This is a genomic window from Microbacterium oxydans (assembly GCF_026559675.1).
In the GTDB taxonomy this organism is placed as follows: domain Bacteria; phylum Actinomycetota; class Actinomycetes; order Actinomycetales; family Microbacteriaceae; genus Microbacterium; species Microbacterium oxydans_D.
In genome coordinates this window covers 440810-455736 of record NZ_CP092891.1, presented here as the reverse complement: position 1 = coordinate 455736, position 14927 = coordinate 440810, and the positions used below count along the sequence as shown (strand labels likewise).

Here is a 14927-nt window from a genome sequence, read left to right as displayed (position 1 = left end):
GCGTTTCGTCTCGCTGCGCCCGCCCGGCGACCGGTGTGAGTACCGGTCGCCGGGCGAGCGCGGTGGAGCCGAGCGGGACGAGACGCCCGCAGGGGGTCAGTCGACGAGCTCGTTCAGGAGCTTGATCGCCTGATCCCAGGAGCCCTGCGTGTCGGTCTCACCGCGGTCGAGGCTGCTGAGAGCCGGCCCGAAGACGTTCTCCTGGATGACCGAGTCGTCGGCGCCCTTGAACTGCGCCACGACGCCCTTGGCGCGCTCGGCGAGGATCGCACCGGTCGGGGCGTCGTTGAAGAACGGGTTCGGCGTCGCGTCGGCGGCGAGCGTCTCCTGCGCCTTGATCGTCGACGGGAAGTTGCCCGCCGCGGCGGACTGCTTCACCTGCTGCTCGGGCTGCGTCAGCCAGTCGGCGAGCTCAGCAGCCGCCTTCTTGTGCTGCGAGGACTCCGGGATCGACAGGAACGCGCCGCCCCAGTTGGCCGCGCCGCCGGGGAACACGTCGGCGAAGTCCCAGCCGGTGGAAGCGTCGCCGCCGCCGGCCTCGACCTGCCCCTGCACGACGCCGAGCATCCAGCCCGGGCACACGAAGGTCGCGAAGGTGCCGTCGACGAACGACTTGCCGCCGTTCCAGTCCCAGGCCGTCTGGGCGGCGGACTGGCCGCCCTCGGTCGCTGCGCCCAGCAGCTCGAAGCGCTCCTTGAGCTCGGCGTTGTCCTCGACATTCAGCTTCCCGTCGGCGGTGTAGTACCCCTCGTCGAGCTGGTTGACCATGGCGTTCCAGACGAAGCCGGAGTGGTCGTACCAGGCCTTGCCGGTCTTCGCGGTGTAGTCGGCGCCGACCTGGAAGTAGTTCTCCCAGTCGCCGTTGAGAAGCTCGGCCACCGACTCGCGGTCGCTCGGGAGTCCGGCGGCCTCGAACGCGGCGCCGTTGTAGCAGATGCCGCTCGGGCCGATGTCGGTGCCGTAGCCGATCACGCGGCCCTCGGCATCGGTCGCCTGGCCGTACTTCCAGTCGACCCAGTCGTCCTTGCGGTCTTCGATGCCGTAGTCGCGGAGGTCGACGAAGGTGTCGGAGACGTCCATGATGGCCCCGAGCCAGCCCTCCTCGATCGCGACGACGTCGCTGAGGCCGGATCCGGCGGCGATCTTGGTGAACGCATCGGTGCGGGCGTTGCCACCCGTGTCGATGTTGGTCGCCTCGATCTTCACGTTCGGATGCGCCTTCTCGTACTCCTTGTAGAGGTCGTCGTAGCCGAAGGTGCCGAACGTGGTGACGGTCAGCGTGACGTCCTCGTCGGCGCTTCCTCCTGCGGAATCGTCGGTGCTGCCGGAGCAGCCGGCCAGGGCGAGGGCGGAGACGGATGCCAGGGCGGCGGTCACGAGGATCCGGTGGCGGGCACGTGTGTTCACAGTTCACTCCTTTGTGGTGGTCGTGCGGTGTGTGATGCGTCGGGACGTCGTGGGAGCGCTCCCACGAACTGAGCAGTCACTCTATGGGAGCGCTCCCACGGTGTCAAGCCATGCTGGCGGGAGGTACCCTTGGGCAGTGCCCGAAGCCACGCTCTCCCCTGCCCTCGTCCGCGCCGAAGCCCTGATCCGCAACGTGCCGGACTACCCGGCGCCGGGCATCATCTTCCGCGACATCACGCCGCTCCTCGCCGATGCCGAGGCACTGCGGGTGACGACCGAGGCCATCATCGAGCCCTTCGCCGGCCAGTTCGACGTGATCGCCGGCATCGAGGCCCGCGGTTTCATCCTCGCCAGCGCCGCCGCCATCGCCGCAGGAGTGGGGCTCATCCCGATCCGCAAGGCCGGCAAGCTGCCGCGCCCCGCGGCATCCGTCGACTACGCCCTGGAGTACGGCACCGCCACGATCGAGATGCACGACGACCTGCCCGCCGGCTCCCGCGTGCTGCTGATCGACGACGTGCTCGCCACCGGCGGGACGCTCGCCGCCGGACGGGAACTCGTCGAGCGCCTCGGCAGCCACGTCATCGGCATCTCGGTGCTCTTCGAGATCGACGGCCTGGGCGGCCGCGAGGCCGTCGGCGACCTCCACACCGTCTTCCACTCCGCCTGACCCCCCTCACCCCCTCTCCCCCTCCCTTCCTCACCTCCGTCGAGTGCACGGGTACTCGACGAGTGCACGGCATCCGCGCGCGTACCGGCCGTGCGCTCGGCAGCAGGCCGTGCACTCGGCGGCCGGGGCCGGCACCGGGACGCCGGGGAGGAGCGCGGGGCCGGGGGCAGTAGACTGGTGGCGCCCGTCCGCCCGCGACTCTTGGAGCCGTCATGCCCACCATCGTCGTCGACGTCATGCCCAAGCCCGAACTGCTCGACCCGCAGGGGAAGGCCGTCTCCGGCGCCTTCGCCCGTCTCGGTGTCGAGGGCTTCACCGACGTCCGCATCGGCAAGCGCTTCGAGCTCACCGTCGAGGGCGAGGTCACCGACGAGGTTCTCGCCGAGGCCCAGCGCATCGCCGACGAGGTGCTCTCCAACTCCGTGATCGAGGATGTCGTCGGCATCGAGGTCGCGGAGTGACCGCTCGCATCGGCGTCATCACCTTCCCCGGCTCGCTCGACGACCGCGACGCGCAGCGCGCCGTCCGCATCGCCGGCGCCGAGCCCGTCGCCCTGTGGCACGGCTCGCACGACCTCGAGGGCGTCGACGCACTCGTCCTCCCCGGTGGCTTCAGCTACGGCGACTACCTGCGCGCCGGCGCGATCGCCGCGCTCTCGCCGATCATGAACGAGGTCAAGGATGCTGCGGCCAAGGGCATGCCCGTGCTCGGCATCTGCAACGGCTTCCAGATGCTGGTCGAGGCGCACCTGCTCCCCGGCGGACTGATCCGCAACAACCACCAGCACTTCGTGCGTCGCGACCAGAAGCTCACGGTCGAGAACTCCGACACCGCCTGGACCAACGCCTTCCGCACCGGCCAGGAGATCGTCATCCCGCTCAAGAACGCCGACGGCGGCTACATCGCCGACGAGCAGACCCTCGACCGCATCGAGGGCGAGGGCCTCGTGGCCTTCCGGTACGCGGGCGTGAACCCGAACGGCTCCCTCCGCGACATCGCGGGTCTCACGAACGAGGCGGGCAACGTGGTCGGCCTGATGCCGCACCCCGAGCACGCCACCGAGCCGGGCTTCGGCCCCGACACCGCGTCCGCCATGCGCAGCGGTGTCGACGGACTCGACTTCTTCACGAGCGCCATCGCCGCGGTCGCCCGCGTCGCCGCGTAACCCGCGGCGTCAGTCGGCCGGGAGGTCGAAGGGGTTGTCCCCCGCCGCCGCGAGCAGGTACCAGGCCGTGGCGCCGGTGTGCAGACTCGCGTAGTAGAGGTCTCCGAAGCCGGAGTCGAGGCCGTCGTTCGAGGTCGCGACGATGCCCTTGCCGTCACCGTTCACGGCATCGCGCTGCGCCAGACGGATGCTGCTGAGCAGCGACCCGGCCCGGTCGGCATCCCCCGCCCCGTCGCGCAGCCGGAGGGCGAGAGCCAGGTGCCCGCTGCCCTCGAACCAGGCCTTCGACACGTCGACCTCGCTGATCGACGGTCCCGTGTAGGGACCATCGGTCGCGATCAGGTTCCCGAGGGTCCAGTCCAGGGCCGCCCCGTAGCGCGGGTCACCGGTGGCGAGGGAACTCCACGTCTGCGCGTCCAGCGGGATGGGGCGGGTGTTGATCGTCGCCCCGTCGAGGCCCGTGCCCGTGTTCACGTGACCGTCGGCACTCTGCATCGCCGCGACGAATCCAGCGGCGACGGCCGCCCGCTCCGCCCACACCGGATCGTCGGTGAGCTGTGCCAACTGCGTGAAGAACCCGGACACGTCGCTGTTGTGCTCGGTCGACTTCCAGGTCAGCGAGGTGCCGTCCTCGATCTGGCCGCCGGTGTAGCCGTACGGGGCCCGGACGGTGTCGGCCGTGTTGTCCTGGATCCACTGCCCGACGCGCAGCGCACCGTCGAGGTAGCGGGAGTCGCCGGTCGCATGAGCGAGCCGCGCGAGGGCCAACCCGACCCAGGCCTGGTTGCCCGTGAACGTGCCCGGCCCGGTGATCTCGACCCGACCCTGACGGATGCCGTGCGGTTCGTAGGACGCGCGGGTGCGGCCGTCGCCGATCGGATCGTTGTCCTGCACGAAGAGCAGCGTGTCGCCGATCGCCCGCGCGCGCCGGATGTCGTCCGGGAGACCGCGGGCCGTGTACGCGATGACCACCAGCGCGTCGTCATAGACGAAGGAGGGCGTGAAGTCCCAGCTCGGGGTCGTGAAGAACCCGCCCTCGTAGCTGCGCGGAAGGCAGTGCCCGGCGCCGTCGCAGAACTCGTCGACCCGCGCATCCAGGAACTCGTAGGCCAGGGCGACGGACCGCGTCGGGTCGAGGGAGTCCGCCTCGGCCGGATCATCCGCCGCGGCGCCGACGCCCAGCGCGGCGGGAGCCGCACCGGCGAGCACGGCGGCGGCGACGAGCGCAGCGGCCACCATCCACGGCACGGGTCGGCGCGACGAAGCGGGCATCAGGGCTCCTCGGACGGAACCGCGGTCCGGCGAGGCGGTCCGCGGGCGACCAAGAGGTCACAGAAGAAGCCTGGCGCGTGCGCACACCCCGGGGAAGCGGCGAAAGTCTAGGATCGCCCTGCCGTTCGGCGAGGACGATGCCGCGTTCGGCGAGGACGATGCCCCGTTCGGCGAGGACGATGCTGCGTTCGGCGACGACGATGCAGCGTCCGACGACGACCTAGCCCAGGGCCGGCGGCCACACCCCGATGATCAGGGCCATGACCACCACCGTGACCAGCTCGTGCGCGATGTTCAGCGTGGTCAGGCGGGTGGAGCGCCCCTCGAACGCGTCGTGCGTGATGAAGCGCGCTGCCGTGAATCCGGCCCAGAGCGTGACGGCCGTGACGATCGCGCCCCAGAAGTATGATCCGCCGTAGAAGTGCCAGGCGATCGACGAGGCCCCGGCCAGGACCCAGGCCGTGATGAAGCTGACGATGACCGTGGTGATGATGGGCCACATCGCCGTCGCCGCCGGGCGGTCCATGTCGACGTTCGCGAGCTTCGACCACCGCGTGCCGAACACCTTGGGCGCGTACCAGACCGAGCCGACGATCATGCTCGACGCGGTCGCCAGCAGCACCGCCCAGTAGTTGATCTCGGGAACCATGACAGCCTCCACTCATCGGATGCCTCACCATACTCCCGGGCCTCCGTGTCGAACCGATTCGATTGCCGCTCTGGCAAGAATGTAAGCGTTTGCAGTAGCCTGTTCGCATGGCACAGCTTGAGCAGATCGCAGCCCCCGGTTCCGAGTGGTGGCGCAGCGCCGTCATCTACCAGATCTACCCCCGCTCCTTCGCCGACGCCTCGGGCGACGGCATCGGCGACCTGCCGGGGATCACCAGTCGACTCGACTCCCTCCAGGAGCTCGGCGTCGACGCGATCTGGCTGAGCCCGTTCATGACCAGCCCGCAGCGCGACGCCGGCTACGACGTCGCGGACTACCGTGACGTCGACCCGCTGTTCGGCACGCTGGCCGACTTCGACGACATGCTGGCGGCCGCGCACGCCCGCGACATCCGCGTGGTCGTCGACCTGGTCCCGAACCACTCGTCCGACCAGCACGTCTGGTTCCAGGAGGCCCTCAAGGCGGCGCCGGGCAGCCCCGAGCGTGCGCGCTACATCTTCCGCGACGGCAAGGGCGAGAACGGCGAGCTCCCGCCGAACAACTGGCAGTCCGTGTTCGGCGGCGGCATGTGGGAGCGCATCACCGAGGCCGACGGCACTCCCGGACAGTGGTACCTGCACATCTTCGACGCCACGCAGCCCGACTTCGACTGGACCAACGAGGAGGTGCGCGAGGAGTTCCGCTCCATCCTGCGCTTCTGGCTCGACCGCGGTGTCGACGGCTTCCGCGTCGACGTCGCCCACGGCATGATCAAGGCCGACGGCCTGCCCGACTACACGCCCCCGGCCGACGCCGACTCGATGGGCGGCGGCGAGCAGAACGTGCCGTACTGGGGTCAGGACGGCGTGCACGACATCTACCGTGACTGGCACAAGGTCCTCGCGGAGTACGACGGCGACCGCGCCCTGTGCGGCGAGGCCTGGATGCCGACGCTGAAGCAGACCGCCCTCTGGGTGCGTCCGGACGAGATGCACCAGACCTTCAACTTCCCGTACCTGCTCACGCCGTGGAACGCGAAGGCACTCGGCGACGTGATCCGCGAGTCCCTCGACGACTTCGGCGCGGTCGGCGCCCCGAGCACGTGGGTGCTGTCGAACCACGACGTGGTGCGCCACGCCTCGCGCCTGGCCCTCACGGCCGACAACCCGCAGGGCGAGGGCATCGGCCCGAACACCCCGGACAAGCCCGACACGGCGATCGGCCTGGCCCGCGCCCGCGCCGCGACCACGCTGATGCTGGCCCTCCCCGGCTCGTCGTACCTGTACCAGGGCGAGGAGCTCGGGCTTCCGGAGGCCATGGAGATCCCGGACGAGTTCCGTCAGGACCCGACCTGGTTCCGCACGAACGGCGAGCGCTACGGGCGCGACGGATGCCGCGTGCCGCTCCCCTGGGAGGCGGAGGCTCCGGCCTTCGGCTTCAACGAGACCGGTCTGTCGTGGCTGCCCCAGCCGGCGGAGTGGGCGACCTACGCCCGCGACGTCGAGGAGGTCGACCCGGGCTCGACGCTCGCGCTGTACAAGCGCCTGCTCGCCGCCCGTCGTGAGCACGGCTTCGGCCTGGGCTCGCTCATCTGGGAGGATGCCGGAGCCGACGCAGTGGCCTTCCGCCGCGGCGACGTGCACGTGGTCGCGAACCTCGGCACCGAGCCGATCGAGCTGCCTGCCGACGCGAGCGTGATGCTGAAGAGCCAGCCGTTCGACGGCTCGTCGATCCCGGTCGACACCGCCGTCTGGTACACCACGGTCTGACCCGCCGAACACCGCGTTCCGGTCGCGGATCCCGTCCCTCGCCCATCGTGAGACGACGGGAACCGCGACCGGAACGACTTCTCAGAGGAACACATGGCCAGCATCGATGAGGTCGCCCGGCTCGCCGGGGTCTCCACCGCGACCGTCTCGCGCGCGCTCAGCGGCCGTGGCCACGTATCCGAGTCCGCGAGGGAGCGGGTGCAGGCCGCGGCCCAGTCCCTCGGCTACGTGGTCTCCTCGCGCGCATCGAGCCTCGCGTCCGGACGCACCCGCAACATCGGGGTCGTCGTCCCGTTCCTCGACCGGTGGTTCTTCAGCACGGTGCTGTCCGGTGTCTCGGCCGCGCTCATGCGGGCGGGCTACGACATCACGCTCTACAACATCACCGCCGACAAGGACGTGCGCCGGCATGTGTTCGACACCTTCCTGCGCCGACAGCGAGTGGACGCCGTGATCGCCGTGTCGATCGAGCTCGACGAGGACGAGACGCAGCACCTGCTCGACCTCGGGCTCCCCGTGATCGCGATCGGCGGCCCGAACCCGAAGCTCGACACCCTCACGGTCGACGACGTGGCGGTGGCGCAGCTGGCGACCGAGCACCTGATCAGCCTCGGTCACACCGACATCGCGCACATCGGCGCCAACCCCGAGTTCGACATCGACTTCCACATCCCGACCAACCGCCGCCTGGGCTTCGAGAGGGCTCTGGCGAAGGCCGGCATCCCGCTCAATCACGCCTTCCTGGAGCCGGCGGACTTCACGGTCGAGGGCGGCTATCGGGCAGCCAAGCAGCTGCTCGGACGACCGGGCCCCCGGCCGACCGCGGTGTTCGCCGCGTCGGACGAGATGGCGATCGGGGCTCTCCTCGCCGCACGCGACCTCGGCTTCAGCGTGCCGGAGGAGCTGTCGATCGTGGGCATCGACGGCCACGAGCTCGGCGAGTTCTTCCGCCTCACCACTGTCGACCAGTTCCCGCTCGGGCAGGGGGAACGCGCGGCGGATGCGGTGCTGGCGAAGCTCACCGCCCCGGATGCCGTGCACATCCCCTCGGCCCTGCCCTACGAGCTGAACGTACGAGGGACGACCGCCCGCCTCCTGTAGCGCGGAGACGGGCGATCGCCCGGAGCGTCAGCTCGCGACGATGAGGCCCTGGGTCGCGGTGCGGGCGGCCTCGAAGCGGCGCTGCACGTCGGGCCAGTTCACGAGGTTCCAGAACGCCTTGACGTAGTCGGCGCGCACGTTGAGGTAGTCGAGGTAGTACGCGTGCTCCCAGACATCGAGCTGCAGCAGCGGGGTGACGCCCAGGGGCGCGTTGCCCTGCTGGTCGAACAGCTGGAAGATCACGGGGCGGGCGCCCACGCTGTCCCAGGCGAGGACGGCCCAGCCCGATCCCTGCACGCCCAACGCCGTGGCGGTGAAGTGCGCGCGGAAGGCGTCGATCGAACCGAACGCGTCGACGAGCGCGGCCTCGAGCTCGCCCTCGGGAGCCCCGCCACCCTCGGGCGAGAGGTTCTGCCAGAACACCGAGTGGTTGATGTGGCCGCCGAGGTTGAACGCGAGGTCCTTCTCGAGCTTGTTGACGTTCGCGAGGTCACCGGCGCTGCGGGCCGTCGCGAGCTGCTCGAGGGCCGTGTTCGCGCCCGTCACGTAGGCCTGGTGGTGCTTGGAGTGGTGCAGCTCCATGATCTTGCCGGAGATGTGCGGCTCCAGCGCCGAGTAGTCGTAGGGGAGCTCGGGGAGCGTGTAGAGAGTGGACATGACGTCTTCCTTTCAGTGGTGGGTGTCGTGCGGAAGGGCGTGGAAGCGACGGTCGAGGTAGACGAGCGGACGGCCCGGCTCACCGGGCAGCACCTCGAGCACCTCGGCGATCACCACGGTCGACGAGCCGACCGGCACCGTCTGGAGGGTGCGGCAGCGCAGCGCGACCCGGGCCTCCGGGAGATGCGGCTCGCCGGTCGGCAGCGTCGACCAGCCCTGATCGGGCGTGAAGCGCTCCGAGCCGCTGACCGCGAAGCTCTGCGCGAGGGCGGAGTGCTCGTCGTCGATGAGGTGCACGACGAACGTGGCCGCCCCGAGGATCGCGCCGGCGGAACCGGTCGCCCTCGTGACCGAGAACACGATCGCGGCGGGGTCGACGGCCACCGACGCGACGCTCGACGCGGTGAGTCCGACCGGACCGTCGGGTGTCGATGCCGTGATGATGGCGACGCCGGCGGGGTGCGTGCGGAACGCGTCCTTGAGCCCCTCGCCGACAGTGGTGGGTACTGGTGTCGCGGTCATCGGCCGGCCTCCGTCATCTGCTCCTGCTTCGCGTGTTCGAGCATCTCTCCGCGCTCGACGATCTTGGTGCGCTCGCGCCCGCGCGCGGCTCCCGCCCCGCGCTCGGCCGCGTCGATGCGCAGCCAGCCGTCGAGGTCGATCTCGTGCGCGAGGCGTGCGGACGGATCGGCATCGCTCCCCGCGCCCTCGACGGCCTCGAGGTCGTCGACGAGGTGGCGGACGGTCTGCGCCGCATCCGACTTCGTCGAGCCGATCAGGCCGACCGGTCCGCGCTTGATCCAGCCCGTCGCGTACAGCCGCGGGATGGGTGCGCCCGCAGCATCGAGGACCCGGCCCTCCGCGTGCGGGACGACGCCGAGATCGGCGTCGAACGGCATCCCCGGAACCGGGGTGGAACGGTATCCGACAGCCCGGTAGACCGCTCCGACGTCGTAGCGCAGCAGCTCGCCGGTGCCGACCATGCGGCCCAGCTCGTCGGAGGCCGTGCGCTCCATCTCGATGCCGGTCACCCGGTCCGTGCCCAGCAGGCGCACCGGGCGCTGCCGCAGGTGGAGGTGGATGCGGCGTGAGGCCGTGCGGCTCGCGGGATCGAGGGCCGCCCACTCGGTCAGGGTGCGCACGATGATGCGGCGCTGCGAGAACTGCGCGATCATCCGCTCGGCGTGCTCGTCCAGGGCGAGTTCGTCCGGGTCGACGATCACGTCGACGTCGTCCTGCTCGGCGAGCTCCCGCAGCTCCAGCGCGGAGAAGCGCACATCGGCGGGTCCCCGGCGTGCGAACAGGTGCACGTCGCGCAGCGGGCTGGCGGCGAGCTGGTCGAGCACCGCGTCCGGGGTGTCGGTGTGGGTCAGCTGCGAGGCGTGCTTGGCGAGGATCCTCGTGACGTCGAGCGCGACGTTCCCCGCCCCGAGCACGGCGACCGACTCGGCCGCGAGCGGCCAGGTGCGCGACACATCGGGATGCCCGTCGTACCAGGCGACGAAGTCGGCCGCGCCGAAGGAGCCGGGCAGGTCGATGCCGGGGATGTCGAGGCTGACGTCGAGGTCGGCACCGGTCGCGACGATCACGCCGTCATACGCCGCACGGAGCTCGTCGATCGTGATGTCGACGCCGATCTCGACGTTGCAGCGCAGCCGGATGCGCGGATTCACGAGCACGTCGTGCAGCGCATCCGTGATCTTGCGGATGCGCGGATGGTCGGGAGCGACGCCGTAGCGCACGAGCCCGTAGGGCGCCGGCAGCTTCTCGAACAGGTCGATCGATGCGGTCGGCGCGAGCCCGAGGAGGATGTCGGCGGCGTAGATGCCGGCGGGTCCCGCCCCGACGATGGCGATGCGCGGTTCGTGGACGGTCATGCGTGCTCCCCCTGCGGTGCGAGCGCCGCGATGATCGGGTGGTCGAACGTGAGCATCCCCGTCTTGGCTGCGCCTCCCGGGGATCCGAGCTCGTCGAAGAACTCGACGTTCGCCTTGTAGTAGTCCTGCCACTCGTCGGGCAGGTCGTCCTCGTAGAAGATGGCCTCGACCGGGCACACCGGCTCGCAGGCGCCGCAGTCGACGCACTCGTCCGGGTGGATGTACAACGACCGTTCACCCTCGTAGATGCAGTCGACGGGGCACTCGTCGATGCAGGCCTTGTCCTTCACATCGACGCACGGCAGGGCGATCACATAGGTCATCGCGGGGTCTTCGTTCGGGTCACGCTGTCCTCGTTCGGTCGATCGGCCCATTCCTGAGCCACTCGTCCACCGTAAAACCTCAAGTACACTTGAAGTCAAATCGAGGGAAAGGCAGCCGGATGAGTCCGCACGCACCCGACGAAGCTCTGACGATCGGCGAGATGACCCGGCGCACCGGTGTCGCCGCCTCCGCCCTGCACTTCTACGAGACGCTCGGGCTCATCGCCTCCACCCGCACGCCCGGCAATCAGCGCCGCTATGCGCGGCACATGCTGCGGCGGGTCTCGCTCATCACGGTCGCCAAGCGCCTCGGCATCCCGCTGTCCGACGTGCAGACCGCCTTCGCGGACGTGCCGCTGACCGAGACCCCGAGCCATGCCGACTGGCAGCGGGCCTCGCGCCGATGGAAGCGGGAGCTGGAGAAGCGGCGCGAAGGGATCGAGCGGCTCGAACGCGAGCTCACCGGATGCATCGGCTGCGGCTGCCTGTCGATGAAGGCGTGCGGCCTGCTCAACCCCGACGACGCGCTCGGCACCCAGGGCTCCGGCCCCCAGCGCCTGCAGGACTGACCCCGTCCGTCGACGCCGAGACCCACGTCACCCAGGGGCCCGCGCCGCACATGGGCGGCGGGGTATCGGCGACCGACGTGGGTCTCGGTGCGGAACCGGATGCGGGTCAGGCGACGGAGAAGTCGGCGGAGAGCAGCACCTCGTCGCGCGAGCTCGGGCCGACCAGCAACTCGAAGTCGCCCGCCTCGATGATGCGGTCGCCCGCCCCGTCGACGATGGTGCAGTCCGCGACCGGGAGCTCCACGCGCACACGGGCGGACTCCCCCGGGGCGAGGTCCACCTGGCGATAGGCCTTGAGCTCCTTGTCCGTCCAGCTCACGCTCGTCACGGAGTCCCGCACGTACACCTGCACGGTCTCGCGGGCCGGGCGTGTGCCGGTGTTCGCGACCGTCACGTGTCCGACGATCGTGTCGTCGCGGCCGAGCTCGAGGGACTCCAGCTCCAGGTCGGAGTACTCGATCGTCGTGTACGACAGCCCCTCGCCGAACGCCCAGGCGGGCGACTGCGTGAGGTCGGCGTACCGGTCGCCGTGCTGTCCGCGGATCTGGTTGTAGTAGGTCGGCTGCTGGCCCACGTGGCGCGCGAACGAGATGGGCAGGCGACCGGAGGGCTCGACCGCACCGGCGACGATCTCGGCGATCGCGCGCCCACCCTGCATGCCCGGGTTCGCCGCCCAGATCACGGCGGCGGCCTGCGAGGCGGATGCCGGGAGCACGAGCGGCTTGGAGGCGAGCAGCACCACGACGACGGGCTTGCCGGTCGCGATGAGCGCATCGATCAGAGCGTTCTGCCCGCCGATGAGCTCGAGCGTCGCGGTCGAGCGCCCTTCGCCGACGAGCTCGATCCGGTCGCCGACGACGGCCACCACGACGTCGGAGTCGGAAGCTGCGGCCACGGCCTCGGCGATCAGCTCGGCGTCCGGGGCGCACGGCTTCACGACGGGCGGACGCGGCTGCTTGTCCGGGAAGAACGGACCCTGCGGGTCTTCCTCCAGCGTGAGGATGTCGGCGCCGCGAGCGTGCGTGACGCTCCAGCCGTCGATGCCCTGCAGGCCGTCGAGCACGGTCGTGATCATCTCGCGCGGCTGACCGTCGAGCCACCCGGCCTGCCCGGATCCACCCGCCCAGTCGCCGAGCTGCGTCTGCGCGTCGTCGGCGAGCGGTCCCACCACGGCCACCTTCAGCGCCGCAGCGGGGTCGAGCGGCAGCACACCGTCGTTCTCGAGCAGCACGATCGAGCGGCGGGCCGTCTCCAGGTTCAGCTCCGCGTGCGCGGCACTGCCGACGACGGCATCCAGCTCCGCTCCCGGCAGGCGTGGGTTCTCGAAGAGTCCGAGCTCGAACTTCAGCGTCAGGATGCGGGCGGCGGCCTCGTCGAAGGCGTCCTCCGCGAGCATGCCCTTGGCGACGGCATCCAGGGCGCCCTCGTAGAACGACGGCGTCGTCATGATCATGTCGTTGCCGGCTCGCACGGCCGCCGCGGCGGCGTGCGTGATGTCGGGCTGGATCCGCTGCTCCCACACCATCCGGCCGACGTTGTCCCAGTCGGTGATGAGCGTGCCGGTGTAGCCCCACTCGCCGCGCAGCACATCGCTGAGCAGCCAGTCGTTCGTCGTGATCGGCACACCGTCGGTGGTCTGGTAGCCGAGCATGAAGGTGCGGCATCCCTCGCGGGCGACGCGCTCGAACGGCGGCAGGAACCACGAGCGCAGCTTGCGGCGCGAGATGTCGGCCTCGCTGGCGTCGCGTCCGCCCTGCGTCTCGGAGTAGCCGGCGAAGTGCTTCGCCGTCGCGAGGATGGCCGTGGGGTCTTCCAGCCCTTCGCCCTGGTAGCCGCGCACCATCGCGGACGCGAGCTCGCCGATCAGGAACGGGTCTTCGCCGAACGTCTCGCTGATGCGGCCCCAGCGCAGGTCGCGGGCGATGCACAGCACCGGCGAGAAGGTCCAGTGGATGCCGGTGATGGCGACTTCCTCCGCCGTCGCGCGGGCCACGCGCTCGAGCAGATCCGCATCCCACGACGCGGCCATGCCCAGCTGGGTCGGGTAGATCGTCGCACCCGGCCAGAACGAGTGACCATGGATGCAGTCCTCCCCGACCAGCAGCGGGATGCGCAGGCGGGTCTGGGCGGTGAGCTCGTTGGCGCGGATGATGCGCTCCGGCGAGGTGTGCAGGATCGACCCCGCGTGACGACGTCCGATGTGGTCATCGAGGTCGTCGCGGGCGTCGAGCTGGAGCATCTGCCCGACCTTCTCCTCGAGGGTCATGCGTCCGAGGAGGTCGGCCACGCGCTCGGGGATCGAGAGGGCGGGGTCCTGGTAGGGAAGAACCGTGGTCAGGGTCTGAGAGGTCATCACTTCGTGTTCTGGGTCGAGGTCGTCGAGGAGTCGGAAGCCGTCGAGGCTACGGGATCGGGGGTCTTCTTCGGCAGCGGCACGCTGCGGACGACCGTGACGGCGTCGTTCACGTTCAGCCCCTTCTTCTTCATCGCCCTGGCCCGCTCCCCGGCCGAGCGCAGGCGCGGGTTGACGTACTCGTCGATGCCGAAGTTGATGAGCGAGAGGGCGACGCCGATGATCGCGATGCAGAGGCCAGCGGGGACGTACCACCACCACAGACGCGGGAACGCGCCGTTCTGCTGCGCCCAGAACAGGATGGTGCCCCAGTTCAGGTTGCTCACCGGGATCACGCCGATGAACGCCAGCGTGGTGAGTCCGAGGATGGCGGCGGTCACGGTGCCGACGAAGCTCGACGCGATGAGCGCCATGAGGTTCGGCAGCATCTCGACGGTGATGATGCGACGCAGCGGCTCGCCGTTGGCGCGCGCGGCCTGGATGAAGTCGCGGTTGCGCAGCGACATGGTCTGGGCGCGCAGCACACGCGCACCCCACGCCCAGCCGGTGATCCCGAGCACCGCCGCGATCACGATGAGCGGCGGGTTCTCGAACTGCGAGGCGATGATGATGATCAGCGGGATGCCGGGGATCACCAGGAACACGTTCGTCAGCGCCGACAGCGACTCGCTCTTCCAGCCGCGTACGTAGCCGGCGATCACGCCGATCGTGATCGCGATGATCGTGGCGATGAAGGCGGCGAGGAAGCCGACCACGATCACGCCGCGGGTGCCGAAGATGATCTGGCTCAGGACGTCTTCGCCCATGTGCGTCGTGCCCAGCCAGTGCTCCCAGGAGGGCGGCTGCCGGAGCGCCGTGCGGTCCTTCTGGGTCGGTCCGTACGGGGCGATCCACGGTGCGAGGATCGCGATGAGCACGAACACGCCGAGGATGATGAGGCCCGCGACCGACTTGGGGTTGCGGAACATCGCGAACGCCTGGCCGAGCTGCGACCAGAAGGTCTTGCGCGGCGGCTCGCCGGCCGGCGGCGTGCGCAGGGTCGCGGTCTCGGGCATGCCGGAGACGACGGCCGATCCGTCGGGAGCGGTGCTCGCTGCGGTGGTGGGAACAGTCAT

Annotated in this window: 15 protein-coding genes; 6 read left to right on the top strand and 9 right to left on the bottom strand. The window is 70.1% G+C overall.

Features of this window, described 5'->3' with window-relative positions; all coding sequences use genetic code 11:
- Positions 1-96: 96 nt before the first annotated feature.
- The gene (locus MME74_RS02210) at positions 97-1407 is read right to left on the bottom strand and encodes an ABC transporter substrate-binding protein (RefSeq protein WP_267417029.1); all 1311 of its coding nucleotides are present in this window, start codon (positions 1405-1407) and stop codon (positions 97-99) included.
- Between the two features lie 136 nt (positions 1408-1543).
- Between MME74_RS02210 and MME74_RS02205 the strand changes: the two genes are divergently transcribed.
- From MME74_RS02205 to purQ, 3 genes are all read left to right on the top strand, one after another.
- On the top strand, positions 1544-2077 hold the full coding sequence (locus MME74_RS02205; RefSeq protein WP_267417028.1) for an adenine phosphoribosyltransferase: 534 nt from the start codon (positions 1544-1546) through the stop codon (positions 2075-2077).
- A 212-nt stretch (positions 2078-2289) separates the two neighbouring features.
- Complete coding sequence (gene purS / locus MME74_RS02200) at positions 2290-2538, top strand: phosphoribosylformylglycinamidine synthase subunit PurS (protein ID WP_267417027.1); 249 nt, start codon at positions 2290-2292, stop codon at positions 2536-2538.
- Positions 2535-3242 carry a phosphoribosylformylglycinamidine synthase subunit PurQ gene (purQ, locus tag MME74_RS02195; RefSeq protein ID WP_267417025.1) on the top strand — a complete coding sequence of 236 codons (708 nt, stop codon included), beginning with the start codon at positions 2535-2537 and terminating at the stop codon, positions 3240-3242. The genes purS and purQ overlap by 4 nt, the downstream gene beginning before the upstream one ends.
- A gap of 9 nt (positions 3243-3251) precedes the next feature.
- On the opposite strand, the gene MME74_RS02190 is transcribed toward purQ, so the two are convergent.
- Together MME74_RS02190 and MME74_RS02185 are read right to left on the bottom strand one after the other, a co-directional pair.
- Positions 3252-4514: a hypothetical protein gene (locus tag MME74_RS02190; protein WP_267417024.1), complete on the bottom strand. Its 1263-nt coding sequence runs from the start codon at positions 4512-4514 to the stop codon at positions 3252-3254.
- 220 nt (positions 4515-4734) lie between these two features.
- Positions 4735-5163, bottom strand: coding sequence for a DUF1761 domain-containing protein (locus tag MME74_RS02185; RefSeq protein ID WP_267417022.1), 429 nt, complete (start codon positions 5161-5163; stop codon positions 4735-4737).
- Positions 5164-5270: 107 nt separating this feature from the next.
- Between MME74_RS02185 and MME74_RS02180 the strand changes: the two genes are divergently transcribed.
- Both MME74_RS02180 and MME74_RS02175 read left to right on the top strand, forming a co-directional pair.
- Positions 5271-6932 carry a glycoside hydrolase family 13 protein gene (locus MME74_RS02180; protein WP_267417021.1) on the top strand — a complete coding sequence of 554 codons (1662 nt, stop codon included), beginning with the start codon at positions 5271-5273 and terminating at the stop codon, positions 6930-6932.
- Positions 6933-7025: 93 nt separating this feature from the next.
- On the top strand, positions 7026-8033 hold the full coding sequence (locus tag MME74_RS02175) for a LacI family DNA-binding transcriptional regulator (protein WP_267417020.1): 1008 nt from the start codon (positions 7026-7028) through the stop codon (positions 8031-8033).
- Positions 8034-8060: 27 nt separating this feature from the next.
- Here MME74_RS02175 and MME74_RS02170 read toward each other — a convergent pair whose 3' ends face one another.
- Genes MME74_RS02170 through fdxA form a run of 4 tightly spaced genes read right to left on the bottom strand, consistent with a single transcriptional unit; the run spans position 8061 to position 10890 of the window.
- The gene (locus tag MME74_RS02170; RefSeq protein ID WP_267417019.1) at positions 8061-8690 is read right to left on the bottom strand and encodes a superoxide dismutase; all 630 of its coding nucleotides are present in this window, start codon (positions 8688-8690) and stop codon (positions 8061-8063) included.
- 12 nt (positions 8691-8702) lie between these two features.
- A complete protein-coding gene (locus MME74_RS02165; RefSeq protein WP_267417018.1) occupies positions 8703-9212 on the bottom strand; it encodes a flavin reductase family protein in 510 nt (169 codons plus the stop codon).
- Positions 9209-10567, bottom strand: a complete 1359-nt coding sequence (locus tag MME74_RS02160) for an FAD-dependent oxidoreductase (protein ID WP_267417017.1) — start codon at positions 10565-10567, stop codon at positions 9209-9211. The genes MME74_RS02165 and MME74_RS02160 overlap by 4 nt, the downstream gene beginning before the upstream one ends.
- A complete protein-coding gene (gene fdxA, locus MME74_RS02155) occupies positions 10564-10890 on the bottom strand; it encodes a ferredoxin (RefSeq protein ID WP_267417016.1) in 327 nt (108 codons plus the stop codon). The genes MME74_RS02160 and fdxA overlap by 4 nt, the downstream gene beginning before the upstream one ends.
- A 119-nt stretch (positions 10891-11009) precedes the next feature.
- Here fdxA and soxR point away from each other — a divergent pair, with 119 nt between their 5' ends.
- Positions 11010-11459: a redox-sensitive transcriptional activator SoxR gene (soxR, locus tag MME74_RS02150; RefSeq protein WP_267417015.1), complete on the top strand. Its 450-nt coding sequence runs from the start codon at positions 11010-11012 to the stop codon at positions 11457-11459.
- Between the two features lie 106 nt (positions 11460-11565).
- On the opposite strand, the gene MME74_RS02145 is transcribed toward soxR, so the two are convergent.
- Positions 11566-13812: a glycoside hydrolase family 3 N-terminal domain-containing protein gene (locus MME74_RS02145; RefSeq protein WP_267417014.1), complete on the bottom strand. Its 2247-nt coding sequence runs from the start codon at positions 13810-13812 to the stop codon at positions 11566-11568.
- Positions 13812-14927, bottom strand: a complete 1116-nt coding sequence (locus MME74_RS02140) for an ABC transporter permease (protein ID WP_267417012.1) — start codon at positions 14925-14927, stop codon at positions 13812-13814. Before MME74_RS02140 ends, MME74_RS02145 begins: the two co-directional genes overlap by 1 nt.

Excerpts from the sequence above, each read along its gene's own strand:
- MME74_RS02140 (WP_267417012.1), bottom strand. The coding sequence starts at position 14,927 with ATGACTGTTCCCACCACCGCAGCGAGCACCGCTCCCGACGGATCGGCC.
- MME74_RS02180 (WP_267417021.1), top strand. The coding sequence starts at position 5,271 with ATGGCACAGCTTGAGCAGATCGCAGCCCCCGGTTCCGAGTGGTGGCGC.
- MME74_RS02175 (WP_267417020.1), top strand. The coding sequence starts at position 7,026 with ATGGCCAGCATCGATGAGGTCGCCCGGCTCGCCGGGGTCTCCACCGCG.
- fdxA (WP_267417016.1), bottom strand. The coding sequence starts at position 10,890 with ATGACCTATGTGATCGCCCTGCCGTGCGTCGATGTGAAGGACAAGGCC.
- MME74_RS02190 (WP_267417024.1), bottom strand. The coding sequence starts at position 4,514 with ATGCCCGCTTCGTCGCGCCGACCCGTGCCGTGGATGGTGGCCGCTGCG.
- MME74_RS02165 (WP_267417018.1), bottom strand. The coding sequence starts at position 9,212 with ATGACCGCGACACCAGTACCCACCACTGTCGGCGAGGGGCTCAAGGAC.
- MME74_RS02185 (WP_267417022.1), bottom strand. The coding sequence starts at position 5,163 with ATGGTTCCCGAGATCAACTACTGGGCGGTGCTGCTGGCGACCGCGTCG.
- MME74_RS02160 (WP_267417017.1), bottom strand. The coding sequence starts at position 10,567 with ATGACCGTCCACGAACCGCGCATCGCCATCGTCGGGGCGGGACCCGCC.
- purS (WP_267417027.1), top strand. The coding sequence starts at position 2,290 with ATGCCCACCATCGTCGTCGACGTCATGCCCAAGCCCGAACTGCTCGAC.
- MME74_RS02170 (WP_267417019.1), bottom strand. The coding sequence starts at position 8,690 with ATGTCCACTCTCTACACGCTCCCCGAGCTCCCCTACGACTACTCGGCG.
- MME74_RS02145 (WP_267417014.1), bottom strand. The coding sequence starts at position 13,812 with ATGACCTCTCAGACCCTGACCACGGTTCTTCCCTACCAGGACCCCGCC.
- soxR (WP_267417015.1), top strand. The coding sequence starts at position 11,010 with ATGAGTCCGCACGCACCCGACGAAGCTCTGACGATCGGCGAGATGACC.